Annotated in this window: 23 protein-coding genes; 21 read left to right on the top strand and 2 right to left on the bottom strand. The window is 47.8% G+C overall.

Going from position 1 to position 25062, the window contains the following annotated elements; genetic code table 11:
- The first annotated feature begins 91 nt into the window (after nt 1–91).
- Entirely contained in the window at nt 92–2527 is a 2436-nt protein-coding gene (gene leuS / locus SY83_RS14425) for a leucine--tRNA ligase (RefSeq protein ID WP_068607650.1), read from the top strand.
- 11 nt (nt 2528–2538) lie between these two features.
- Here the strand turns inward: leuS and comER are convergent, their stop codons facing one another.
- Nucleotides 2539–3372: a late competence protein ComER gene (gene comER / locus SY83_RS14430; protein ID WP_068607652.1), complete on the bottom strand. Its 834-nt coding sequence runs from the start codon at nt 3370–3372 to the stop codon at nt 2539–2541.
- Between the two features lie 137 nt (nt 3373–3509).
- On the opposite strand from comER, the gene SY83_RS14435 reads away from it, so the two are divergent.
- The 12 genes from SY83_RS14435 to holA all read left to right on the top strand — a co-directional run bounded on the left by SY83_RS14435 (nt 3510) and on the right by holA (nt 16529).
- The gene (locus SY83_RS14435; protein WP_197479865.1) at nt 3510–4103 is read left to right on the top strand and encodes a ComEA family DNA-binding protein; all 594 of its coding nucleotides are present in this window, start codon (nt 3510–3512) and stop codon (nt 4101–4103) included.
- A 35-nt stretch (nt 4104–4138) separates the two neighbouring features.
- Complete coding sequence (locus SY83_RS14440) at nt 4139–4672, top strand: deoxycytidylate deaminase (protein WP_068607656.1); 534 nt, start codon at nt 4139–4141, stop codon at nt 4670–4672.
- 101 nt (nt 4673–4773) lie between these two features.
- A complete protein-coding gene (locus SY83_RS22810) occupies nt 4774–5379 on the top strand; it encodes a ComEC/Rec2 family competence protein (RefSeq protein ID WP_082882549.1) in 606 nt (201 codons plus the stop codon).
- Nucleotides 5343–7280: a DNA internalization-related competence protein ComEC/Rec2 gene (locus tag SY83_RS14445; protein ID WP_082882550.1), complete on the top strand. Its 1938-nt coding sequence runs from the start codon at nt 5343–5345 to the stop codon at nt 7278–7280. Before SY83_RS22810 ends, SY83_RS14445 begins: the two co-directional genes overlap by 37 nt.
- Nucleotides 7281–7432: 152 nt before the next feature.
- Nucleotides 7433–8353, top strand: coding sequence for a prenyltransferase (locus SY83_RS14450; protein ID WP_068607657.1), 921 nt, complete (start codon nt 7433–7435; stop codon nt 8351–8353).
- Between the two features lie 124 nt (nt 8354–8477).
- The gene (locus SY83_RS14455) at nt 8478–9128 is read left to right on the top strand and encodes a DUF6081 family protein (protein ID WP_231891257.1); all 651 of its coding nucleotides are present in this window, start codon (nt 8478–8480) and stop codon (nt 9126–9128) included.
- Between the two features lie 167 nt (nt 9129–9295).
- Entirely contained in the window at nt 9296–10807 is a 1512-nt protein-coding gene (locus SY83_RS14460) for a spore germination protein (protein WP_197479866.1), read from the top strand.
- Nucleotides 10800–11975: a GerAB/ArcD/ProY family transporter gene (locus tag SY83_RS14465; RefSeq protein ID WP_082882552.1), complete on the top strand. Its 1176-nt coding sequence runs from the start codon at nt 10800–10802 to the stop codon at nt 11973–11975. Before SY83_RS14460 ends, SY83_RS14465 begins: the two co-directional genes overlap by 8 nt.
- Entirely contained in the window at nt 11962–13116 is a 1155-nt protein-coding gene (locus SY83_RS14470) for a Ger(x)C family spore germination protein (protein ID WP_068607661.1), read from the top strand. The genes SY83_RS14465 and SY83_RS14470 overlap by 14 nt, the downstream gene beginning before the upstream one ends.
- Before the next feature lie 231 nt (nt 13117–13347).
- Complete coding sequence (locus SY83_RS14475) at nt 13348–13896, top strand: RNA polymerase sigma factor (RefSeq protein WP_068607663.1); 549 nt, start codon at nt 13348–13350, stop codon at nt 13894–13896.
- Nucleotides 13893–15236 carry an anti-sigma factor family protein gene (locus tag SY83_RS14480; RefSeq protein WP_068607665.1) on the top strand — a complete coding sequence of 448 codons (1344 nt, stop codon included), beginning with the start codon at nt 13893–13895 and terminating at the stop codon, nt 15234–15236. The genes SY83_RS14475 and SY83_RS14480 overlap by 4 nt, the downstream gene beginning before the upstream one ends.
- A 273-nt stretch (nt 15237–15509) precedes the next feature.
- Nucleotides 15510–16529 carry a DNA polymerase III subunit delta gene (gene holA / locus SY83_RS14485; protein WP_068607667.1) on the top strand — a complete coding sequence of 340 codons (1020 nt, stop codon included), beginning with the start codon at nt 15510–15512 and terminating at the stop codon, nt 16527–16529.
- A 96-nt stretch (nt 16530–16625) separates the two neighbouring features.
- On the opposite strand, the gene rpsT is transcribed toward holA, so the two are convergent.
- Nucleotides 16626–16898 (bottom strand): 30S ribosomal protein S20, encoded by a 273-nt coding sequence (gene rpsT / locus SY83_RS14490; RefSeq protein ID WP_068607669.1) that lies wholly within the window; start codon nt 16896–16898, stop codon nt 16626–16628.
- Between the two features lie 193 nt (nt 16899–17091).
- On the opposite strand from rpsT, the gene gpr reads away from it, so the two are divergent.
- The 8 genes from gpr (at nt 17092) to SY83_RS14530 (ending at nt 25049) form a co-directional block, all read left to right on the top strand.
- On the top strand, nt 17092–18120 hold the full coding sequence (gene gpr / locus SY83_RS14495) for a GPR endopeptidase (protein WP_068607671.1): 1029 nt from the start codon (nt 17092–17094) through the stop codon (nt 18118–18120).
- Between the two features lie 180 nt (nt 18121–18300).
- Complete coding sequence (gene spoIIP / locus SY83_RS14500; RefSeq protein ID WP_068607673.1) at nt 18301–19689, top strand: stage II sporulation protein P; 1389 nt, start codon at nt 18301–18303, stop codon at nt 19687–19689.
- A 2-nt stretch (nt 19690–19691) separates the two neighbouring features.
- Nucleotides 19692–20087 (top strand): hypothetical protein, encoded by a 396-nt coding sequence (locus SY83_RS14505; RefSeq protein WP_068607675.1) that lies wholly within the window; start codon nt 19692–19694, stop codon nt 20085–20087.
- An 85-nt stretch (nt 20088–20172) separates the two neighbouring features.
- Nucleotides 20173–21987 (top strand): translation elongation factor 4, encoded by a 1815-nt coding sequence (lepA, locus tag SY83_RS14510; protein WP_068607677.1) that lies wholly within the window; start codon nt 20173–20175, stop codon nt 21985–21987.
- 112 nt (nt 21988–22099) lie between these two features.
- Nucleotides 22100–23287: a radical SAM family heme chaperone HemW gene (gene hemW / locus SY83_RS14515; protein ID WP_068607679.1), complete on the top strand. Its 1188-nt coding sequence runs from the start codon at nt 22100–22102 to the stop codon at nt 23285–23287.
- A 232-nt stretch (nt 23288–23519) separates the two neighbouring features.
- The gene (locus tag SY83_RS14520; RefSeq protein ID WP_231891258.1) at nt 23520–24047 is read left to right on the top strand and encodes a DUF6886 family protein; all 528 of its coding nucleotides are present in this window, start codon (nt 23520–23522) and stop codon (nt 24045–24047) included.
- 4 nt (nt 24048–24051) lie between these two features.
- Nucleotides 24052–24543: a hypothetical protein gene (locus SY83_RS14525; RefSeq protein WP_068607680.1), complete on the top strand. Its 492-nt coding sequence runs from the start codon at nt 24052–24054 to the stop codon at nt 24541–24543.
- A gap of 5 nt (nt 24544–24548) precedes the next feature.
- The gene (locus SY83_RS14530) at nt 24549–25049 is read left to right on the top strand and encodes a DUF6933 domain-containing protein (protein ID WP_231891259.1); all 501 of its coding nucleotides are present in this window, start codon (nt 24549–24551) and stop codon (nt 25047–25049) included.
- The last annotated feature ends 13 nt before the right edge of the window (nt 25050–25062 follow it).

Raw genomic sequence — 25062 nt, forward strand, 5'->3', positions numbered from 1 at the left:
GCTTACGAAGTTAGTTTGCCTAAAGGCAAAACTCAGCTTATGCTTACGAAGTCAGTTTTGCTAAAGCAAAACTCTCAGGAGGAAAACAAACATGGAAAAAGAACAAGGCTACATCCCCCAAACCATCGAACCCAAATGGCAGCAGCACTGGGATCAGAACAAAACATTCAAAGTGCTTGAAAACAGCGACAAGCCCAAGTTCTACGCGCTGGATATGTTCCCTTATCCGTCCGGTGACGGCCTGCACGTAGGTCATCCTGAAGGTTATACGGCCACGGATATCGTATCCCGCTATAAACGGGCGCGCGGCTACAACGTGTTACACCCTATGGGCTGGGACGCGTTCGGCTTGCCGGCGGAGCAATATGCTCTGAACACGGGGAACCACCCGCAGGGCTTCACAACCAAGAACATTGATAATTTCCGCCGTCAGATTAAATCCCTGGGGTTCTCCTACGACTGGGACTGCGAAATTTCCACGACGGATCCGGCTTACTATAAGTGGACGCAGTGGATCTTCATCCAGTTGTACAATAAAGGTCTTGCTTACGTGGCTGAAGTGCCTGTGAACTGGTGCGCGGAGTTGGGTACGGTATTGGCGAATGAAGAAGTTATTGATGGCAAAAGTGAGCGCGGCGGCTTCCCGGTTGTGCGCAAACCGATGCGCCAATGGATTCTGAAAATTACCGAGTATGCCGAGCGTCTGCTGGAAGATCTGGAAGAACTGGACTGGTCGGAGAGCATCAAAGATATGCAACGGAACTGGATTGGCAAATCCAAGGGCGCGGAGGTTGTCTTTGATATCGACGGTCACCAGGATGCGAAGCTAACGGTCTTCACAACTCGTCCAGACACACTGTTCGGCGCAACGTATGCGGTTCTGGCGCCGGAGCATGCTCTTGTGGAGTCGATTACAACAGCGGAGCAACAGGATGCGGTGAAGCAATATCAAGAGAAGGCGGCGCGCAAGTCCGACCTTGAGCGCACCGACCTTGCCAAAGATAAGACAGGCGTATTCACAGGCGCCTATGCCTTGAATCCCGCGAACGGTGCAAAGCTTCCGATCTGGATCGCGGATTATGTGTTGGCAGGTTATGGCACAGGAGCAATCATGGCCGTTCCGGGCCACGATCAGCGTGACTGGGAATTCGCCAAGCAATTCGAGCTGCCGATCGTTGAGGTGGTTGCGGGCGGCAATGTGCAAGAAGAAGCTTATACGGCCGCGGGTCCTCACGTGAATTCGGAATTCTTGAACGGACTCAACAATGAAGACGCGATTGCCAAGATGATTACCTGGCTGGAAGGCGAAGGAAAAGGTCAGGGCAAGGTGACCTATCGTCTGCGTGACTGGTTGTTCAGCCGTCAGCGTTATTGGGGTGAGCCGATTCCGATTCTTCATCTGGAAGACGGAACGATGAAGCCTGTTCCCGACGATCAATTGCCGTTAATGCTGCCGGAAACGAACGAAATCAAACCGTCCGGTACCGGTGAATCTCCGCTGGCGAACGTGACCGACTGGGTCAACACGATTGATCCGGAAACCGGCATGAAAGCGATGCGTGAAACAAACACCATGCCTCAGTGGGCAGGCAGCTGCTGGTATTACCTGCGGTTTATCGATCCGCATAACGACAAGGAGCTGTGCTCTCAAGACAAGCAGCAGCAATGGCTTCCCGTAGATCTTTATATCGGCGGTGCAGAGCATGCAGTGCTTCACTTGCTCTATGCCCGCTTCTGGCATAAAGTGTTGTATGACCTGGGTGTTGTCGCAACCAAAGAGCCGTTCCATAAGCTTGTCAACCAAGGTATGATTCTGGGCGATAACAACGAGAAAATGAGTAAATCCCGCGGCAATGTCATTAATCCGGATGATATCGTGAAGGAATTCGGCGCGGACACACTGCGGATGTACGAAATGTTCATGGGCCCGCTGGAAGCGACGAAGCCTTGGAACACGAACGGTGTGGAAGGAACCTACCGCTTCCTGAGCCGGATCTGGCGTCTGTTTGTATCCGACAATGGGCAATTGCATCCTAAAATTACAGAAGCGGATAATGGTACGGAAACCTTCCAGCGCACATGGCACAAAACGATCAAAAAAATAACGGAGGATTACGAGAACCTCCGCTTTAATACCGCGATTTCGCAGCTTATGATATTTGTGAACGAAGCCTACAAAGCAGATCATGTTCCAATGCAAGCCGCCAAAGACTTCGTTCAGATGCTGGCGCCTCTGGCTCCTCACATCGCGGAAGAACTTTGGGAGAAGCTGGGTCACAGCGAATCCATTACTTACGCGGCATGGCCGACGTACGACGAAGTGCGGACGGTGGAGAACGAAGTGGAAATCGTTGTCCAAGTCAACGGTAAAATCGTAGACCGGATTACGATCGCTGCCGATCTGAACGAAGCGGACATGGAAGCGAAAGCGATGGAGTCCGATAAAGTAATTGAAGCGATGAACGGGAAAGCCGTGCGCAAGGTCATTGCGGTTAAAGGCAAAATTGTAAATATCGTTGTTGGCTGATCAACATCAACCTAGTCAACCTTTTGAACGTAAAATTGAGCTTCAACTTGTTCCACATCTTCATAATATTTCTTGTGCGTCGTCTCAATTAATTCGTTGAAGACGCCGTGCAGCCTCACGCTCAACAAACGCAACGCTTCCTCGGTTATACCGCCGGGGACGCTGACGCGTTTCTGCAATGTCTCCGGGGTGAAGCCTCCGACCGTCAGCAGCTTACCGGTGCCAAGCACCATCTCTGATGCCAGTCTGGTCGCTTCCTCATGGGGAATGCCGGTTTCCTCGACTGCGGCATCGACGAATTTTTGCACGAAAAAGGCAAGAAAAGCCGGTCCGCAGCTCGACAAATCGGAGGATACTCGCGTAAATTCCTCTTCTATTCGTATTGGCATCGACACATGCTCCAGCAAGTTCTCCAACAACAGTTGTTCTTCCGGCATAACCCTGGCTCCATGAATACATAACGTAGCCCCACTGCATACATAATTGGTTATACTTGGAATAATTTTGGACACCTTACTCGGCACTTCCGCTTCCAACTGTCGAATCTGGACTGGACTTGTAATAGATACAAGCAATTGCTCCGGCTTCAGATCATCTTTAATTTCTTCAATGACTTTGCGGAACTCTTTAGGTTTCACACATAGGAATACGATATCGGCTGTCATAGCAACCGTTGTATTATTGTGAACTGCCTGCAGGCCGGGATATTTCGTCGCCAATGTTTGCGCCTTAACGAATGTTCGGTTAGCAGCCACGATTTTCTGGGGCAATACAGCACCGGATTGGATGAACGACTCAATCAGAATACTCCCCATGCTTCCCGTACCGATGAAACCAATTCTCATATCAATCCCTCCTCAAGGAATAGGCCACGCAAGGCATGACAAAGCCAAAAAAACTTTTATAAATATATGCTATAGTTTTCCATTTCATTCCACAATACGCAGTTGAGGGTTTATGGATGTGATAAAGTCTATTTTTCGTGTGCACAAAGAAAGGGGAGATCATTATAGCTTTGTTATCGGGACGAGCAGCCAAAGGTTTATTGCTCGCAATTATGCTATGCATTTGTGGATGGATCAGTTTTATTGTATTGGTTTCAAGGGAACAGGAAGCACCGCCGGGTTGGATGGCTGTCAATGAGGGTATGGAGGAAGCAATGAAGGATGCTCCTTTGGCAGCGGATAAGGAGAGCAATGTCAGTTCCGATGTACATTCCCCACAGTCTAAGTCTGCTCAAACACCTACAATTCGCGAAATCCAGACACCTGTGCTTGAAGCTTCAACTACCGCGAAGTCTCCCGCACCCGCGAAATCATCCTCAACCACCAAGCCCCCCGAACCCCCGCAGCCTAGGGCAGCGACCGGCGGTATCCTGAACATCAACGAGGCAACTGCGGTACAACTGGACACATTACCCGGGATCGGTCCTAGTAAGGCGGAGGCGATTGTGGCTTTCAGGGAACAAGGCGGCCCTTTTCAGAGCATTGAACAGATTCAGGATGTAAAGGGAATTGGCCCGAAGCTTTTTGACAAAATAAAAGGTTTGATCTCCGTGGAAAATATGAGAAAATAAACAAAACTATCATTTCGCAGGAGGTCTCAACGTCCATGACGAATCAACACGCAACATTACCTGTCCGCAAAGATTGGGACACCTATTTCATGGATATCGCACATATGGCGGCAACCCGCTCACAATGTCCGAGAAGGCATGTAGGCGCGGTGCTGGTTCAGGGCAAGAAGTTGCTCGGAACAGCTTATAACGGCGCTCCCATGGGAGTTGACGACTGCTCCGAGGCTGGCTGCATGCTTGTTGAAGAATACGAGATGAAGCTGGCGGGAGACGGGCAGGAGATACTTGTCAAAAAGCAACGTTGCGTGCGAACCATTCACGCCGAACAGAATTTGTTGCTGTTTACCGATCGAAGCGACCGCGAAGGCTCAACGGTCTATGTTACGGATCAGCCTTGCTGGACGTGTGCCAATCTGCTGGCTAACAGCGGTGTAAGCGAGGTAGTCTACCATCGCCCCTACATGAAAGACAGTGAGAAAGTGAAAGCCATGATGCATCAGCGCGGAATCGTGTTCCGGATGATGGAAGGCTATAAGCCTCCGATCGGTACTGAAATGCCTTTAACTTAAACCTTATTATTTAATTAGGATAGAGGAAGTACCTCTTTTCCGCGGCATGCTGCGGGGAAGAGGTTTTTTGTTCTGTCCGGGGATGGAGAAGGAGGAAACACTTGAGAAGACCTTTGGTTGTATTCACGGTTCACTGTGTGCTGGGATGTTGGGCGGCCTTGTCTCTTCAAGGTTTCAGCTATCTGTGGACGGCACTCCCGGTTGCCGGTATGATTCCGCTGCTGTTGAAAACAGGCAGGCTAAGCTTCCCTCAGGCTTTGGTTTGCATGTTGGGTTTTCTTCTAGCGAGTATTTATGCGGACATCGTAGATCAACAAAACTATAGTCTTATTAAAGCACCCGCTTACGTCGAAGAAATGGAAGTGGAGATCACAGGTATTGTCGTCTCGAAGCCCGAACGTGACGGCGACCGTGTCTTGCTGAATGCTTATACGAAGTCAGTGGCAGCCGGGAGACAATACTCTTCCAAGCAACTTCGGGAAAAGGTGCAGGTATACATCAAGCTTGAAAGAGAAGATGAGATTAGCGTGGTTGAGACATGGAAGAGGGGGGACACCATATTCCTTAAAGGAGCGCTTCGGACATTCGGAAAGGCGCGAAATTTCGGGGGGTTTGATTATGGTGAGTATTTGCGCCTTCACCGCGTTACTGGAAAGTGCAAACCAAAGGTTTGGACAATGTCAGTGTATCTTCGCCAAAGGAACTGACTCTGAAGTTACGATTACTGCGTTGGAATGATGCGGTAAGAGATGTACTGGGAGAACAGACGGATCGGATTTTTCATCCCGATCAAGCCGGTTTTATGAAAAGTTTGATGCTCGGCATTACGGAAGACGTCGATCCCCTGCAGTTTCAGCAGTTTTCCAAGCTCGGTCTGACGCATATCCTTGCCATTTCCGGCATGCACGTAGCCGTTTTCGTGGGTGCTTGCAGCTGGTTGTTTCGCGGGTTTGGTCTTACAAGAGAACGAAACTTGGGACTGACTTTCATTCTCGTGCCGATTTACGTTGTTCTTTCCGGGGCTTCTCCTTCAGCCATCCGAGCAGGCATAATGGCGATGATTGCGTTGTACGCGGCCAAGAACAACGTGCTAAAGGACGGTCTTCATATCCTTTGCGCAGCAGCTTTGCTCATGCTGATTTGGAATCCATATTACCTTCGTGATGTCAGCTTTCAATTATCTTTTATCGTAACGGCAGGCTTAATTCTATGGGTACCCGCGGTAAATCAATGCTTGCCCCTCCGGTCCTCCATGCTGCGGAGCAGTGTTTCCATCACACTCGTGGCGCAATGCGTATCCTTTCCTCTGACGGTGTATTATTTCAATCAATTCTCACTCTTATCATTCGCTGCTAATTTTGTGCTCGTTCCCTACATAAGCTTTCTGATCCTGCCGTTCGGAACTTTAACGCTCTTGATCGGCAGTATCTTTCCCTCCGCAGGATTCTGCTTCGCGCGGATGACGGAGAAATTAAACGCTTTTTCCTTTCAATTCGTGGAACATTTAAATGGTTTTGCTTTCTTTACGTCCATTTGGCCCAAACCTTCGGTGATGTGGATTCTCTGCTATTACGCGTTGTTGGCTTGGGTGATCCAAGGGACTTTATATCTCGCGGGGAATGCTCAATCCCTCCAGACATGGAAACGTTTAGGGTACGGCTCATTGCCTATCATCCTCATTATTTCTTTATTGTGGCTCGGTTACAGTCCTGAACGGTTTACGCGCGAAGGAAGTGTCCATTTTATCGATGTGGGACAGGGGGATTGCATCTTTATCCGAACCCCGGAAGGACGCACGATGTTGATTGACGGGGGCGGAACGCTGCAATTTACAAAGTCCGGGGAAGAATGGCGTATCCGCAGGGATCCATATGAAGTGGGGCGCAAAATGCTTGTTCCGCTGCTGAAGCAAAGAGGGATCCATACGATTGATTATGTTGTGCTTTCGCATCAGGATCAGGACCATATCGGCGGTTTGCAGGCTGTGTTGGAAGACATCCCGGTGGGGAACGTTGTTTTTAACGGCACGCTTAAAGAGCATTCGGAAGGAGTATATAAGCTTTTTCGAACAGCTATGGACAAGAGGAGCGTATTGATTGCGGCTGACCGAGGAAAGAAACTGACATTGGACCCGGATACAACGATTGAATTTCTCTTTCCTGAGGATGAGGACGGAAACGACAATACCATTATATCCGCACCTGAGCAGAATGAAGTTTCCTTAATCATGCTCATGAAGATGGCGCAATCGACCTTTCTGTTTACAGGGGATGCGGGTATGCCTTCTGAAGATTTATTGATGAGCCTGACACCCCGACCGCCATTGTCTGCAAGTGGTGATGAGGAGAGCCCCCGACTCGATGTGCTCAAAATAGGGCATCACGGAAGCAAGAACTCCACTTCGGAGACATGGCTTCAGTATTGGCACCCGCGAATGGCTGTGATTTCAGCCGGCTCCAACAATCTTTACGGTCATCCTCATCCGGATGTGTTATCCAAGTTGAAAGCGGAGGGAAGCGCCGTCTATCGAACGGATACGATGGGTGAGATCCAGATGCGGGTTGATAAAGTAGGCATCGCGGTCAGATCGAAATTACCGATACGATAAGTGTGGCTTGTAACATGATTACGGTTCAAATCGGGCAACCTCCTTATAGGGTATGTAGTGTAAAAAAAGAATGAAATTCGACAAAGTTCGTGGTACACTAACTTTGAGAACTTTTTCACAAAGTTCAAATATGTTTCGGGAGGTTATCCGTTATGGACCAAATGCGTATGTTTCTTCGCGCGTCCAGATTTTACGTGTTGCCGGCCATCCTGATCCCGGTCATTCTTGGATCTGTAGCAGCTTATACTTGGACAGGAGAGTTTCATCCCGTCCTGTTGCTGATTACGTTGCTGGGTTCCGCGGCGGCTCACTTGTTTTCTAATATGATTAATGACTTATGGGATTATAGGAACGGCGTTGATGATGCGGCCAAAGAGACGGCTCAAGCCATATCTACCAATTCCGGATTTCTGACAAAGGGTATATACAGCGAGAAGAAATTCGCGTTCTATACTTGGTTGCTGTTCTTCGTAGCATTGCTGTGCGGCATCGCTCTAGCCGTTGCCACGGATGCCCTTGTACTGATATTCGCGGTACTGGGAGCGCTCATCGCCTATTTCTATGTAGCACCTCCCATTAAGTTCGGATATCGGGGCAAGGGTTACAGCGAAATCGGGATCTTTTTGGCGTTCGGAGCTATACCGGTGATGGGCAGTTACTATGTACAAGCCGGCCACATCAACTGGGAAGTGTTTCTCATTTCATGTCCTGTGGGCATCCTGACCACTTTAATTCTCTTCAACCATCATTTCCTTCATTGGAGGGCGGATGAAGCATCGGGAAAACGAACGTTAGTCGTCGTCTGGGGAGAGGAGCGGGCATTGAAATTTTCTATGGCGCTCGCCATATTGGCTTATGTCACTCTTATCGCCGGCGTGCTGTTTGGCGCTTTACATTGGCTCGCGCTTACCGGATTACTTACAGCCATTCCGTTGGCCAATAAATACAAGGTCATGAAGCCTGTTAATCCATCCGAGGCTTACCTTCCTTTAATGAAAGGCGCTTTGGATGCCGTGTTAAGCTGCGGATTAGTCATGATCGCTTCGTTGCTGATTCAAGCCTGGTTTTTGTAATTCATAAATTTACTATTCCAACCATACTGGAGGCACACATCCCATGGGTGAAAACGTGACAGAATTAGGCCAATTTCATACGATCCTTTCTGAAGGAGAAGTTTGGAAAATAGGAGGATTTCCCTTGCAGGACGGAACATTTTGGAGCTACCGTGAACCGAATGCCGTCGTTGTTGTTCGCAATGGATACCTGAGCGTAAAGGCTGCGTTAACACGTAAGCATGATCAGGTTCAAATTCTCGATAACGCCAAGCATATGTACTATTCAGCCGCTCCGGTCATCATTCCTGAAGAGGGAGAAATTTCGTTTGAGCTTGATATCAAGGCCAAGTCGTTCCAAACCGCGCCCGGAGATTTATACGACGGCTTCGTTTCATTGAATTTGCTGGATTTTACAACAGGTGCAGCAATCGACTTCTTTGTAAGCAACGACAAGTATGCTTCCGTTTACGGCATTCTTCCTTTCCCGGAGGTACAGGTGCCCGAAACGGATAAGACGAAATACTTCTGTATCTTTAAAGAAGAAACAGATTTCAAGCCCAGAGAATTCAATACCTATAAAATTTCGTACAACCGAACTGAAAATGTATTGATATTTTATGTCAATGGCAATGAGGTACGACGGGAGCAGAACGTGCCCGTTAAACTCAATCAGTTTATCGTTGCGCTTGGCATTATGACGGAGAAAGATCTAACTGCGGAGGGAAGTGTCTCTGTGCACGGTCAAACCGTGATTGGGGAATGGAGCCCGATTACCATTACTACCAGAGTATAAATTTACGATACACAAGCGATCCGGACAGCCTTAAGCTGTTAAGGATCGCTTTTTTGGTTATACATGGATTTTGGTGCGCAGGGCAACCTAACCTCAAAAAGGGAAGAGGGCGTTGTTCCATGCTTTTCAGAGCCCGAAGAAAAAAACAACACAAATCGGAACTATCTGTGAATCCATCCGAGACCAACGGTGAATTGCCTTCGGATTCCACCAGGAAGGATCAGATGCCAGCCTCGCTGCAGGATGTCAGCCATATCTTATCCACCATTTTCAAGGACCACCCCAACTTCGTCGTAAAGACGCTTGAGCATCCTTCTGGGCAGCAAGTGGGTTTATTTTATATGAAAATCATCGTCAATTCCGCAATGCTAAGTAGGGAACTAATGGAACCGATCATGAGTTTCAGCGGTGAAATTACGTACGGTGATTTATTGCGTCGAATCCCAATTGGTCAGGTGAATCAGGTTCAATGCATAAACGATATTACGCAAGCGATTCTTCTCGGTTGGACTTATGTTCATCTCGACGGGGAAACAAAAGGAGCTGTCTTTAATACATCTCATCCGAAGCATCGGCAAGTATCCAAGCCTGAGATTGAAACTCAAATTCTTGGCCCGCAGGTCGCATTTACGGAGAGCATGGAAATGAACTCGGCTCTGATTCACTCTTACATACCGGATATTTCTCTTAAAGAAGTTTCCTTAAAAGCCGGGGAAAAACTCTCGACACCGATTAGTTTATTTTACATGGAAGACCTATGTGATCCCGACTTGGTGCAGACCATCCAGGACAAGGTGGAATCGCTGAATTTAAAAGCAGTGTTGGATGCGGATATTCTCGCTCAGTGGATTGAAGACGGACCCACGTCCATTTTCCCTCAGCTCCTGTTGACAGAACGGGTCGATCGAGCCATCTATCCCCTCCTGGAAGGGAAAGCTGTTCTCATGGTCGGCGGAAGTCCTTTCGCAATTATCTGTCCATCCACATTTCTGGATTTTTTCAAGTCCGTAGAAGACTCCTACTATCGCTGGAACACGGGCAGCTTTCTCCGATTGATGCGCGTTCTGGCATTGTTGATATCCTTGTTTGGCACTTCCATTTATGTGGCGGCGTTAACTTATCATTATGAAACCATACCGCAGGCGTTTCTCGTACCGCTTGCCCAATCCAGGGCTCGTGTTCCGTTCCCTCCCTTATTCGAAGCGCTGTTACTGGAGCTCATCATTCAGCTCTTAAGTGAAGCAGGGGCCAGGCTGCCGACTAAAGTGGGACAAACGATGGGTATTGTAGGAGGTATCGTAATCGGGCAAGCCGCCGTTCAAGCCGGTTTTACGAGTAACATCCTTATTATTATCGTTGCTTTGGGCGCGCTCTCTTCTTTCACTACACCTGTATTCCAGATGGCCAATTCGATTCGTTCCACACGGTTTCCCATCATCATTCTGGCCGGTATTCTCGGGGCTGAGGGCATAGCTATGGGCATCGTTTTGTTGGTTCTGCACCTCTTGCGTCAGACAAGTATGGGGCATCCCTATTTCTATCCGATGTTTGCTGCTACCGGTGTGGATAAGCGCGACGGATTGTTAAGATCACCTTATTTACTCTTTCCTAAGAAGTCGATTTTTGTCCAGAAAGAGGGCAATTCGTCTAAGAAGCCAGGGGGAGACATTGATGACTAGAGACAGTTCTGCTCCTGCGAATTCTATTCAGACCCCATCTCGAAACTTCAAAGGTGCTCAGCCTGCGTTTATGTTTAGCGCCTATCTGCTGATGTTTGTGATACATGATGCCCAGGTCGGTGTGGGGTTGCCGGGATTCCAACGTGTTATTTATGAGGCTGCGGGACATGACGCATGGGTTTCGGTGATTATCGCGGGTATTTATGTGCAAGTCTTAACTTGGATGATTATTAAGACGCTTGAGTTGTCGGGCGGGAAGGACCTTTTTGATATACATCGTCATGTTTATGGCAAAATCATAGGCGACACGTTTAACTTCGTGATGGTCTTGTATTACCTGTTTGCAACCATTGTTTCCGTCCGTAATTATGTGGAAATGGTACAAATCTGGCTCTTTCCGTATACACCTACATGGGTAATCAGTTTATTGATGACTTGCTTGGCCTTTTATGGCGTATCGGGTGGTCTTCGCACCATTGTCGGTTCTAGTGTGGTCTTTGTCTCAATGACGTTATGGATGGCGGTCCTGCTGTACTTTCCATTGGTTTACTCCGATTGGGATCACTTGTTTCCGCTCTTAGAGTCGGATGTACCGCACCTTTTGGAAGGATCTATGAAGATGTCGCTGACCATTGTCGGCTTTGAAATATTATATTTTATTTACCCGTTTATCCGGAACAAAGAAAAAACTCAGCTTTACTCTCAGATCGGCGTCCTTAGTGTGACCTTGTTGAATCTGTTTGTCATGTTCGTGACTTTAGTGTTCTTCAGCGGGGGTGAATTGTTGAAAACAGGATGGGCGACGTTCACCATGTTGAAGGTGATTCAATTTCCGTTCTTGGAGCGATTTGAATATTTGGGTGTCAGTTTATGGTTGGTCATCGTAATTACAAACCTAATGGTGTTTAGTTGGATCGCGACCCGGGGGCTGAAACGTATCTTTTCCTGGAAACAAAAAAACAGTTTATACGGATTTATGGGTTTGGCCTGGATTTTAAGCTCGTTTATTGAAACAAGAATTGAAGTGGATATGTTAAATAATCTATTCTCCCAGTGTTCTTTCTATTTAATTCTCCTGTATCCTGTGGTACTGTATCTGCTCGTTCGGATTCAGGCCAAGTCAAGCAAGAATAAGGGAAAAGGGGAAATGAAGATTGAAAAAACCTAAGTTCAACAGGAAGAGGTTTAACATTCTGTTCATTACGCTTCTATTCCTGTCCTTGCCGGTTACAGGCAACTTTGAACCGAAGATTCTTGAGCGATTGGGACTCATCGTCGCGGTAGGCTATGACAAGATGCCTAAGAATAAAATTCGGGCGACTTCCGTATTACATCAGGTCGATCCTCAATCCAAAAATTCAGTGATTGTACTTTCCAGTGAGGCGCTGACGAGTAAAGGTTCAAGAAATTCCTCTAATCGTAAATCCCATAAGCGTCTTGTATCGGGTCAGCTGCGTGTGGCTATTTACAATATAGACCTTGCCAAAGACGGGATTTTTCCATTGGTAGACACCCTGTACAGAGATTCTTCGATTGCTAATACGGTTTATCTGGCTGTTTCCAAAACGGACACGAAAGAACTGTTATCCCACGAGTACCCGGAAATTGGCAACATCGGTACGTTCATTGTGGATAATATTCGACAAAACATCATTCGCGAGCAAATGGTATCCAGTACGTTGCATGAATTTTTGGAGTCCTATTACTCTTTGGAAGATCCCATGATGCCGCTCTTAGACCGTAAAGACAATGTGGTGGAGCTTAAGGACGTGGCTTTGTTTCGGGACGGCCAAATGGTGGGCACCATCAATCCGACGGAAACGTTCCTGATGAAACTGATCCGGGATCGATACAGCGCAGGTAGTGTAGAGATATCCATTGAGATGGAACGAATGAAGCGGAAACTTCCGCAATTGAAGAACATTAACGAAAAGTATTTACGGATGGTCATTGATAATATTAAGAATAACACCAATATCCGATTAATGAGCCGCAAGCCTCTAAAATTCGGGATCACCGTAAAAATAGACGGCATTTTGAAAGAAACATCAGAAGAAATGTCTTTAGGAGATCCGAAGGTCATCCGTGTCCTTGAAGAGGAAGTGTCCCGTTATTTGAGATTGCGATCGGAACGTTTAATGACCAAGTTAACGGACTTAAACAGTGATCCAATCGGATTAGGCGAAGTATATCGGGCCAAAATATATCGTTCGGGACTTACAAATAAGAAATGGCGTCAAATGTATCCTGAAGCAGAATTTGATATTAAAGTGAAAACAACGATTGTCCGAACGGGTGAAATTGATTAGAGGGAACATTGTATGAACTTGGGCCAATCCTGTGGATTGGTCTTTTTTGGATGAAGCTTAGCGGGGAAATGATTCTATACGTTTATTTTTATTTTTGTTATTCTAGTGAAGTGCGTGTTTATAATACTATAGTTTCACAGGCGGAAATTTTACCAGTACTTTAGATACATGGAACTGCAACCTTATGAAGACGCTTGACGTCTGTAAGGGTGCAAGAGAGGGGGATGGAAGGTGGTAGAGCAACAACTCGTAAGAGCTGCTCAATCAGGCGATCGCGACGCTCTTATAACCCTTTTGCGAGAAATAGAGAACGGGGTGTATCGTACGGCCTATTATATTCTGGGCAATGAACAGGATGCTCTGGACGCCTCCCAGGAAGCGCTGATTCGGATTTATACGAAGATCGGTTCCTATGAAGAGAAAGCGCAATTTAAGACTTGGGTGCAACGTATCGTGACGAACATCTGTATTGATAAATTCAGAAGGTCGAAGCCTTCCGTTTCCATAGATGAGCATGAGATGGTATTTACGGCAAACAGCAACGTGGAAGAGGATGTATTTTCCTCCTATGTGGCTCAGGATATACGGGAAGCAATCGATCAATTGCCGGAACATCACCGAGCCGTTGTCGTGCTCCGATACCTGCAAGACTTCTCTTACAATGAAATAGCGGACAGTCTGGACCTCCCGTTGAATACGGTAAAGTCCTATTTATTCAGAGCAAGACAGCAGTTACAAACTTTACTCCAAGATTATCAGAAGGGTGGTGTACGCGGATGAACTGCCAAGAGGTGATAGAAACGATGCATAGAGATCTCGATGGCGATCTGAGCAGCGGGGAGCGACAGGACATGTTGGTGCATTTCAGAAGCTGTTCAGAATGCGAAGCCGTCTACAAACGATTGCAAAGCTTATCCCTTGAGCTGGAGCAGCTTCCGAAGGTTGCCCCTCCGTTTTCCTTGGTTGATTCCATTCTGCCGAGATTGGACGAGATTGAAGCGGAGCAGTCAGGAACGGTTCCCGGCCATAAGCCGGATCCCGTAACTACGCAACCCGCATTGCTGCCTCAGCGGGGTACGCAACGCTCAACAGGCCGAATGAAGCGTTGGAATTGGCCCGCCGCGTTTGGGACGGCAGCGGCTGGCGTGATGATTGGGTTGTTTATCATAGCCAACCCTCCGCAATTAGGCGGGGGCAGCAATAACGATTCCGCAGCGAACAGCGCTGCAATGGACACGAATTCGGCTTCCGAGGGGGCTAAGAATGAAACCTTTAGCAGAGATAAAGCGGCTCCTGCAACGGACTCCATGGTTACGCAGGATCAATCTGGTCCTTTGGCTGCAGACAGCCTCAAATCAGATTCGACACTAGATAAGAAATTTACAGCAACAGAACCATCAGAAAATGGTAAATCGGCTCCCTCTTCTAATGCAGGTCAGGCCATGAACAAGGAATACCATGATAACACAGCTGCTGCAAGCGGGAATACCGGCTTGAAAGACACCTATGGCGCTCCGATTGTCGTGGGACCGGAAACAATCAAGGGCACCGGGAACGCGGAAGAGGGATCTGCCTTCAAGATGACGACTCAGGAAGATACTGATCAAAGTTCAACATCGGAAGTGGAAGCCACGGATTCTAAAGAAGCAACTAAAGAGGCACCTAAGGAAGATAGCCCGCCGCCCGAACAAGAGGGTTCCAATGAAGCTTTAAACGATGGGACAGAAGCGGATGTAGAGTTGAATACAGACGCCGGGAGCAATGCCGCGGATTCAGGGGGCGAAGTGCAGCCAGGGGTTTCCGGTCTAGACAAAGTAACGGATGCGAAGAAGAAGGCTGTTCCGCACCAGACGATTACTTTAACGCTTGGCGCGGAGACGCCGTCCGTGCTTACAACCGACGGTCTCTATGCAGCCGCGGTCACGTCGGATAACCGTATCGTACTCTATGAAACACTGAGCCGAAAGGCGCTCTTTCTTTCGCCAGTCCACATAGGAACGTTGGAACTTCATACTTGGTCTGAAGACGGACATACATTTGAATACACGGTGATGGCCGAGGAATCCAAGGCGACTTACGTGGTCGACCGCGTTTTGCAACAAGAAACGAATAAAAAATAATTGTAAATAACAGCAAGGCATGCACACATCTGTTCATGGTTACGTATAGTAAGGTATGAGTCAACGGCGAGCGCCATCGTCGTATGACCACCCGTGAGCAAAGACACCTAGGGTCTTGCGCGGGTGTTGATATAGATGTGCTGGGACAAAGGGATTGGGTCTGAATCCGCGAGGATTGGGACTTGATCCCTTTGTCTTGCGTGAGGGTACATTCGAGGCTCAAAATGTAGTAAACTTAAATCTAACAAGACTATCAGAATTAAGGGGATTGGAATGAGCTATAAAGCCGCGGCTAGAGAAATACATCAAGGACAGGTTAAACCGGTATACGTATGCTACGGGACAGAGAAATATTTAATGGATGAGTTTGTGACGTACACGATTCATCAATTAATTGAACCGGATTATATGGACTTTGCCCTGAGCAAATTCGATATGGCGGAAACACGGCTCGAGGAAGTGATTGATGATGCCGAAACGCCTCCTTTTTTGGCACCGCGTAAGGTTGTCATTGCCAAAGACGCAACGTTCTTAACGGCGGCCAAAGATAACGGAAAGCTTGAGCATCGGATTGAGCGGTTGCTCGAATATATGGACAAGCCGGTCGAAGGTGCCGTCATTGTGTTCACGGTTGCCGCGGAGAAGCTGGATGAACGGAAGAAAATTGTGAAACAGCTGAAAGAACGCGCCGCGCTCATTCCGTTTCAGGCGCTGAGCGCGGAAGAGCTGGCGCAATGGGTAGAACGCAAGGCGGAACAGCTGCACTCGGTCATAACCCGGGTCACGGCCGAGCAGTTAATCCGAAACGCCGGCACATCGCTGCAGACCTTAAGCGCCGAGCTGGAAAAGATGTCGCTCTATGTAGGTAAAGAGGGCACCATAACCGGAGATATCGTGGAGAATATGGTCGTTCGTTCCACGGAACAGAATGTATTCCTGATGATTGAGGAACTTGCGCAGTTACGTACAGAGAAGGCCATGCGTATATTTTATGATCTGTTGAAGATGCGCGAGGAGCCCATCAAGCTGATTGCGCTGATCGCCAGGCAGTTCCGGATTATGCTGCAGGTGAAAGAAATGACGCAGCAAGGTTACTCGCAACAGCAGACGGCACAACAGCTTTCACTGCACCCATATGGCGTGAAGGTAGCCGCGGAGCAGGGACGCAAGTTTGAGATGAAGCGGTTGGCGTCCATTCTTTCCGAACTCGCAGAATTGGACTATCGCATGAAGAGCGGCAAGATTGATAAGGTGTTGGGGTTGGAGCTGTTCTTGTTGCGGATGGCGGGATAACACGCGGAATCATAAACGATGGTTCAAACACAAACCTCACGGATACCAAAAAAGTCCTGCAAGCGATGCTTGCAGGACTTTAGTCTGAAGATGTAATTATTCCGCTGCAGTAATTGCGTTCAATCTCTTAGCAAGACGGGACTTCTTACGAGCAGCTGCGTTTCTGTGGATCAAACCTTTTGTTACGGCTTTGTCCAACTTCTTAGTAGCGTTGGCAAGAGCGGCTTTCGCAGTTTCAACGTCAGTACCGGTCAGGGCTGTGTCAGCGACTTTCACGGCTGTACGAAGAGCGGATTTATGAGAAGCGTTAAGTTGACGGCGCTTTTCGTTAGTTTTAACTCTTTTCACTGCGGATTTAATGTTAGGCATTGCATTCACCTCCTACAAAGGACGTCATAAAGTGTATTCAGAAAACAACCGAATCTTGGATGTTTCGACACATAACTTAAAATATTCTATCATGGGTATTCTCAAAATGCAATAGCATGACTGAATTTGAATAGAGTCTCCGTCCATACCGCATACTAAATCTTACAGAATGTGTTTAGAGGGGATGAGACGAATGAATTCGCTGCACCAGCATGACCAGCATGATGACTTGCATTTGTACAATATACGTACGGATTTGGCCGTCGAAGCCAGAGAGTTGGCATCAGAACAAGGAGAGGCCGGAGCGCTTCAAGGTGTTAAAGAAGAGTCTTATGAAGAAGACGGCATTTATATAACCAAGATTGACGTTATTACGGAAGAAGGCGCGCGAGCAATCGGCAAACTGCCAGGCTCTTATTTAACCATCGAGGTACCCAAGCTGCGGAATAAGGATTCCAAATTACAGAATCGGGTAGCCACGAAGTTTGCTCAGGAATTTGAACGTTTTCTCACCGCCGTAGGGATTACAGAAACGGCTAAAGTGCTGCTCATCGGGCTGGGAAACTGGAATGTCACGCCGGATGCGCTGGGACCTATTGTCGTTGAGAATGTGATGGTCACACGCCATTACTTCGAGCTGATGCCGGAACAAGTAGCGCCGGGATATCGACAGGTCAGCGCAATCGCTCCTGGTGTTCTTGGATTGACGGGAATTGAAACGAGCGAGATTGTACAAGGTATTGTTGAAAAGTCGAAGCCCGATTTAGTCATTGCGGTAGATTCCTTGGCTTCGAGAGCGCTGGAGCGGGTGAATACAACGATTCAAATTGCGAATACCGGCATCAATCCCGGTTCGGGAATCGGCAACAAGCGCAAAGGCATAACGAAGGATGTGCTGGGTGTTCCGGTTATCGCGATTGGGGTGCCTACGGTGGTTTTTGCCTCAACGATTGTGAACAACTCCATAGAAATGATGATCAATCATTTCCGTCAAGAAACGAAAGACACGCAGAAAATTATGGGCATGCTGGATGCCTTGGAAGAAAATGAGAGGCTGACCCTGGTTAAAGAGGTATTGAGCCCGTTGGGACATGATCTTGTGGTTACGCCCAAAGAAATCGATGAATTCATTGAAGACATTGCCAACATCATAGCAAGCGGACTTAACGCGGCATTGCACGGCGCCATTGATTCGGATAATGTTGCCGCTTATACGCACTGAATGACACATACGCCTGGTTCCTTAGGAACCGGGTATTTTTGTGTGTTCGAATGACTTTAGTCCATTGGTGAATCTATTAAATGCTGGGGAATTTTTTTGCGAGGGCGGGTTCTATCATTTCTCGCCTTCTCATAAATTCTACTAGAGCAGGGTCAGCCAAACGATAGGAGGACAGTCGAAATGAAGTGGACATCGGTTACATTGAACGTCGGCAAGGTCAGGAGAATAGGAGAACGTGTCGGCCTGTTGGGCCGCATTTATATTGGATTATCGTTGGGGTCCGCGATCTTTTTTGTGCTGTTGGGACTCGGGGGCATATATCAAGCCAAGGTGCATACGTCACCTGCCGCATCTATGCAAGGTTTGGCGGCCGTCATTTCCAGCCGTTTTTTTATAGATATGATAGGAATGGAAGTTCCTTATGCGCGTACGGAGGACGAGCAGCTTTCTACCTTCTCCAGCCGGAACGTATCTCAGTTTCTGTTTCAGTATCTGGCCAATATTAATCCTTATGATCCCAAAAGTTTGCTGGCCGGCGAAGTACCGCTATTGGAAACGGATGACGCCTTTATATTGCGGAGCAGCTCCGGGACGGATTTAGCGGCGGCTCCTCAGGACCTTCAGCCGGGCAGTGTGAAGAACGGGGAGTCGTCGCCTGACGGTTCGGGTTCCCACGAAGTAGGCAGCAACGAGAACGGGAATACGAACCAGAACGGAAACGAGACGACAAGTAATGCGGATCCTGCGGGAAATGAAGATAAACCAAGCGTTCCCGGTACAACGGACCCACGGGCGTCCAATGGGGGAACAACCGATAACACAGGGACGGCAACGCCAGGGGAAGTCAAGGCGACGACAGGCGGACGTAAAGTCGTGTTTATCTATAACTCGCATAACAGGGAGTCTTACTTTCCAATCTTGAAAAAAGGCGCCAAAATCCCGGAGGATTCTAAGAAAAATGTTACTTTGCTCAGTACAAGACTAGCCAAACGTCTGGAAGAACTCGGCATCGGAGCTCATGCCTCCAAGACGGATTATGCTTCAACGGTCAAGGGCTATAACTGGAACTTTTCTTACAAATATTCGCTTAAAACCATTCAAGCCGCCGTCACCAGCAATCCTGACATTAAATTCTTATTTGATATCCATCGGGACAGCCAACCGAAAAGCAAGACAACTGTCAGTATCAACGGCGTAAAATATGCTCAAGTGTTCTTCATTATCGGCCATATGAATCCGGATTGGAAGGAAAACGAGGAGTTCGCTTCGCAAATCCAAGTCGGAATGGAAACGAAATATCCTGGAATTTCGAGGGGCATTTGGGGCAAATCTTCGAAGAAAGGTAACGGGGAGTATAATCAGCATGTTTCACCGTATAGCACCATTATTGAAATCGGGGGCGTGGAGAACACCTTGGAAGAATGTTACCGTACCGTAGATGTGTTATCGAAGATTATTGCGGATGTGTACTGGAAGGCGGAGAAAGTAGACGGGGTGCCGGACAAGAAGAATAAAGATATAACAGATAAAGGTAAACTAGCGATACAAGAAGACGGGAAGAGGGGATAGCGATGAAAGCGAAGAAACAATCGTTAAAAACATTGTTGGTCATTAGCTTAATCGCGCTGGGGGTTTGTTACGGGCTTGAAATTGCCCAGAACGGGACGGAAAGTGTTCAAGGTCCGTTCACTCCCGTCACTGTTCAGCCAACGGCGGCCGGAACAACCATTATACTACAGACACCAACCCCTGCGATTACACCGGTGCCCGCGCCGACCCCGGCACCGGTTACCCCCCAACCATCTGCGGCGGAAACAACATCTCCGCAGATCGGCCCAGACAGTCCGCTTGTAACGGAGATGGCGACCACCAGCCAGATCGCCAATAAGACGGGTGACCTGCTTCAAGTTGTATCGCATCATGGCATTCAATGGGTGGTCGGCCTTTTTGATAAAGTGCTGAAATAACGGAGCTGTTGATGTAAACATTGCTGGTAACTCCGCGAACTGGTATAATGAAATGTATTTAATTCGGAGCAAGCGGGGGTTACGCATGTCAGACGTCAGGGAGCGCCAATCGCGCATTCGCAACTTTTCAATCATTGCACATATAGATCACGGTAAATCTACATTAGCGGATCGCATTCTAGAATATACCGGTGCTTTAACGCAACGGGAAATGCAGGAACAAGTGCTCGACCAGATGGATCTGGAACGGGAACGGGGCATCACCATCAAGCTACAGGCCGTTCGTCTGCAGTACAGAGCGGATGACGGTGAAATTTATTTGCTTAACTTAATCGATACACCTGGGCACGTCGATTTTACGTACGAAGTATCTCGCAGCTTGGCCGCCTGTGAAGGCGCATTGCTTGTCGTGGATGCAGCGCAAGGAATTGAAGCGCAGACACTGGCCAACGTTTACCTCGCCTTGGATAACAACCTGGAAATCATCCCGGTCATTAACAAGATCGACTTACCGAGCGCCGATCCGGAGCGGGTGAAGCAAGAAATTGAAGATGTAATCGGTCTTGACACGAGCAACGCCGTTCTGGCATCTGCGAAATCAGGCATCGGGATTAAGGAAATTCTGGAAGAAGTCGTTAAGACAGTGCCTGCGCCTACCGGCGATCCGGACAGTCCTTTGAAGGCTCTAATCTTTGATTCCCACTATGATCCATACAAAGGCGTCATTGTTTATGTACGGGTTATTGACGGAACGATTAAAGCAGGTACGAAAATCAAATTCATGGCTACCGGCGCTCAGTTCGAAGTTATCGAAGTCGGCGCGTTTAAACCGCGCATGGGCTCGGTGGACGAGCTGACCATCGGTGATGTAGGCTTCGTTGTTGCCGGAATCAAGAACGTGAAAGATACGCGTGTCGGGGATACCATTACGGACGCGAAGAATCCTACGCTGGAACCGCTTGCCGGTTACCGCCGGATTAATCCGATGGTATTCTGCGGTTTGTATCCGATTGAGACATCGGACTACAACGATCTGCGCGAAGCTTTGGAGAAATTGGAGTTGAATGACGCCTCGCTGCGTTATGAACCGGAAACTTCCACGGCGCTCGGGTTTGGATTCCGCTGCGGATTCCTGGGGCTGCTGCATATGGAAATTATCCAAGAGCGGATTGAACGTGAATTTAACATTCCGTTAATTACAACGGCCCCAAGCGTTATCTTTAAGGTTACGCTGACGAGCGGCGAGACACTTAACATCGACAACCCGTCCAACTTCCCGGACGTACAGAAGATAGATTTCGTTGAGGAGCCATTCGTAAAAGCGGCGATCATTGTACCTAATGATTTCGTAGGAGCTATAATGGAGCTGTGCCAAGGTAAGCGCGGCGAGTTCATTAATATGGAATACCTGGATACGAATCGGGTTACGCTTAGTTACGATCTTCCGTTGTCCGAGGTCGTCTATGATTTCTTCGATCAACTGAAATCCAGCACCAAGGGTTATGCTTCCTTCGACTACGAATTGTCCGGTTACAAGAAGTCCAATCTGGTGAAGATGGACATCCTGTTAAACAGCGAACAAGTCGATGCTCTGTCCGTAATCGTGCACAGAGATCGTGCGTTTAACCGCGGCCGCGTCATTTGCGAGAAGATGAAGGAATTGATCCCTCGCCAAATGTTCGAGGTGCCGATCCAAGCTTCCATCGGAACGAAAGTTATTGCCCGTGAAACCGTTAAGGCGATGCGTAAGAACGTATTAGCCAAGTGTTACGGCGGTGACATCTCCCGTAAACGGAAGTTGCTGGAGAAGCAGAAGGAAGGTAAGAAACGCATGAAGCAGGTCGGCAGTGTAGAGGTGCCGCAAGAAGCGTTCATGGCGGTGCTTAAGATCGACGATTAGTCTCGGCTGAAATAGTCCGATGCATCAATAATGGATTCACCAGAGACTGTGGGATCACCCGCAGTCTTCGTGTTTTTTGGATTCATTCTCACACAGAAAGGGGGGACAATATATGTCCGTTATTCAACCTACACAAAGAGCGATTACCCATAAAGACCCGAATGCGGTTTATCTACACATTCCTTTTTGCACGAACAAATGTCACTACTGCGATTTCAACTCTTATGTTCTGAAAGGCCAGCCGGTCATGGATTATCTGGACGCAATGGAGCGGGAAATGGAGCTTACGGTGAAGAAGCTGCCGCCGGGGCGGATCGAGACAATCTTCGTGGGCGGTGGAACGCCGACGGTGCTTCTGCCGGATCAGATGGCGCACTTCCTGAAACTTGTTCGCACGTATTTTCCCGATCAGGCGACGGATCTGGAGTTCTCCATGGAAGCGAACCCGGGCACAACGGATATCAATAAACTGCAAGCGATGCGTGAAGGCGGTGTAAACCGCATTTCGTTCGGCGTCCAGTCATTCGATAACGAGTTGCTAGAGCGGATTGGACGTATTCACAATACGGACGATGTATATCGTTCCATTGAGAATGCAAATAAAGTAGGCTTCAGCAATCTGTCCATCGATTTGATGTTCGGCTTGCCAAAGCAGACGCTAGCGATTCTGAATGATACGCTCGACAAGGCGCTTGCTCTTGATCTTAAACACTATTCGATCTACGGACTGAAAGTCGAAGAGAGCACGTTGTTCCACGCGATGTATCAGCGGAATCAACTGCCATTGCCGGATGAGGATGAGGAAGTGTCCATGTACGAGACGATCATGGCGCGTCTTAGGGAGGCAGGGTTCCAGCAGTACGAAATCAGCAACTTCGCGAAGCCGGGATACGAATCTCGGCATAACTCGAAGTACTGGAAGAATGAAGCCTACTATGGCATTGGTGCCGGTGCCCATGGGTATGCCCGCCGTCAACGGCATATCAATATTAAGGGCGTGCAGAACTACATTGATGCGACGCGCAACGGGCTGCCGTTACTGGACACATCGGAGGTGTCCGAGCAGGAAGCGATGGAGGACTTTATGATGGTCGGTCTGCGGCTGCTGGAAGGTGTCAGTGCAGTCGATTTCTCCGCTCAGTTCGGCGGCGCGTCGATGGAGGATGTGTTCGGCGACAAGCTGGCTCGACTATTAGGGCAAGGCTTGATTGAGCGTATCTCGGAAAGCGACGGATATCGGCTCTCCGAAGCAGGAATTATTTTGGGGAACGAAGTGTTTGGCGCATTTGTGGAAGGATAGCGGCAGATGAGAAGACAGAGATGCGAGTTTGCATTTCTGTCTTTTTTTGTGTGCTTTTTATCCAGTCAGAGGAAAAAGAATCTGTTTCTTGAATATTTAGGGTACAGCATTGGTTCCGGGGTGTAGTAATAATTGATGTGTTCGAGTTATTGTTCGGTTCGTGGATGGATAGAGTTATCCTGCAGTGGAAGAGATTAAGAGGTAGGATGTTTTTTATTTTGGAAATGAAGGAGTGGCTATTATACAATTTAACTTATACCATTTCAGCGAGGAACCCAATATCACGGTCTTCCACCCTCGGGTGAAGGCAAACCGTCAAGATATGCCTCCAGTCGTGTGGGCGATTGATGAGGAGCATTCGTATTCGTTCTATGTTCCGCGCAACTGTCCCAGAATTGTGTACACTCGAACAGATGGGTTAAGCGAGGAGACGGTCGATAAATTTTTCGGATGTACCTCGGCAGTTCGGATCATGACCATCGAGACCCGCTGGTACAGCGCGATTAGCAACACGACATTGTATCGATATACGTTGCCTGGAGAGAGCTTCAAGTTATTCGACGAGACGGCAGGCTACTATATTTCTGAGCAAAAAGTAACTCCCATCGTAATAACCGCCATGGATCATTTGCTGGAAAAGTTATTGGAAATAAATATTGAAGTCCGTTTCACGCCTAGCTTGCATCCGCTTAGGGAAGCGATCTTGAACTCGCAGTTGGAGGATTTCGGTATTCACCGTTATGAGTACGCGGGGAGGTAATAGAATGTCGCAAAAGGTTAAGTATCTTGTTATTACACTTCTATTGCTCTTAGCGGTGATGAAATTCGGTGAGATGACTACAGCTACACCGGGTAGGTCATCGGGTAACGGTAATCCGTCTATTTTGCTTTTAGTGCCCATTACGGTTCTATGGGTGTTGCTGGTCGTCCAATGGAGGCGATGGCTCAGCGCCCGGGATCCTTCGAATCGGTTTCTTAGGGTAACGGTGGGAATGAGCTTACTGTACATGATCGCGGGTGTGGTGTATCAAATTCATCGGTTTAAGTTGTACAAGACTTTATTGGCCGAAGCCTATCAGAGCAAATTTGGTGAAGTAGATGAGACATACATTGACGCGATCACAACAGGCCTAACAATTCATGTGAATAATCAATATTTTAATGCGAATACATTCGTCATCACAGTTTGTTTAGCATATTTTATAGCAGCATTTTTATATTTTGTCCAAAATGTAGATAAGCCTCATCAATTTTGAAAGGAATGAAAAAAGTGTTTGTACTCAAATGCACCCAGAAATTGCTCAAAGACATGAAAGTACCGCCATCCGAAATACATATTACCTCGCCCCTCAGCAGTTGGCATGTAAATATGTATAAGTTAAGAAATCGAAAGTTGATTATATTTGTAAATGATTATAGTCGCTTGTGTTTGATTATATCCGGGATCCGTTCTGCACAACCCGCAAAACTATTTGAAACGTTTCGAACTGAACTAAGGAGCTATATGCTAGCCGAAGAAATAGAAGAACACGTAGTGAATACATATTTGAGCAGCGCGGATGAGATATGGATTACGAAAACAGACAGTCGAAGTGTGCTGGGTACGATGAATGAAATGATGATATATACCGAAGTTTCTTATAATAAATCTGAAACAAACGAGGAGCGGCTGCGCTGGTTAAACCGTTCAATTTATAGTCCTATCGATTATAAAGAGCCTATTCATGTCTTTAAAGAAGCGCTGCAACAAGCATATTCATGATTCTATACTCAAA

Origin of the sequence: Paenibacillus swuensis, from assembly GCF_001644605.1 — a bacterium.
Taxonomy (GTDB): domain Bacteria; phylum Bacillota; class Bacilli; order Paenibacillales; family DY6; genus Paenibacillus_N; species Paenibacillus_N swuensis.

Bases quoted from the DNA above. Each gene is read 5' to 3' on its own strand.
- leuS (WP_068607650.1), top strand. From the start codon at position 92: ATGGAAAAAGAACAAGGCTACATCCCCCAAACCATCGAACCCAAATGG.
- comER (WP_068607652.1), bottom strand. From the start codon at position 3,372: ATGAGAATTGGTTTCATCGGTACGGGAAGCATGGGGAGTATTCTGATT.
- SY83_RS14440 (WP_068607656.1), top strand. From the start codon at position 4,139: ATGACGAATCAACACGCAACATTACCTGTCCGCAAAGATTGGGACACC.
- SY83_RS14450 (WP_068607657.1), top strand. From the start codon at position 7,433: ATGGACCAAATGCGTATGTTTCTTCGCGCGTCCAGATTTTACGTGTTG.
- SY83_RS14465 (WP_082882552.1), top strand. From the start codon at position 10,800: ATGACTAGAGACAGTTCTGCTCCTGCGAATTCTATTCAGACCCCATCT.
- SY83_RS14480 (WP_068607665.1), top strand. From the start codon at position 13,893: ATGAACTGCCAAGAGGTGATAGAAACGATGCATAGAGATCTCGATGGC.
- holA (WP_068607667.1), top strand. From the start codon at position 15,510: ATGAGCTATAAAGCCGCGGCTAGAGAAATACATCAAGGACAGGTTAAA.
- rpsT (WP_068607669.1), bottom strand. From the start codon at position 16,898: ATGCCTAACATTAAATCCGCAGTGAAAAGAGTTAAAACTAACGAAAAG.
- gpr (WP_068607671.1), top strand. From the start codon at position 17,092: ATGAATTCGCTGCACCAGCATGACCAGCATGATGACTTGCATTTGTAC.
- spoIIP (WP_068607673.1), top strand. From the start codon at position 18,301: ATGAAGTGGACATCGGTTACATTGAACGTCGGCAAGGTCAGGAGAATA.
- SY83_RS14505 (WP_068607675.1), top strand. From the start codon at position 19,692: ATGAAAGCGAAGAAACAATCGTTAAAAACATTGTTGGTCATTAGCTTA.
- lepA (WP_068607677.1), top strand. From the start codon at position 20,173: ATGTCAGACGTCAGGGAGCGCCAATCGCGCATTCGCAACTTTTCAATC.
- hemW (WP_068607679.1), top strand. From the start codon at position 22,100: ATGTCCGTTATTCAACCTACACAAAGAGCGATTACCCATAAAGACCCG.
- SY83_RS14525 (WP_068607680.1), top strand. From the start codon at position 24,052: ATGTCGCAAAAGGTTAAGTATCTTGTTATTACACTTCTATTGCTCTTA.
- SY83_RS14530 (WP_231891259.1), top strand. From the start codon at position 24,549: ATGAAAAAAGTGTTTGTACTCAAATGCACCCAGAAATTGCTCAAAGAC.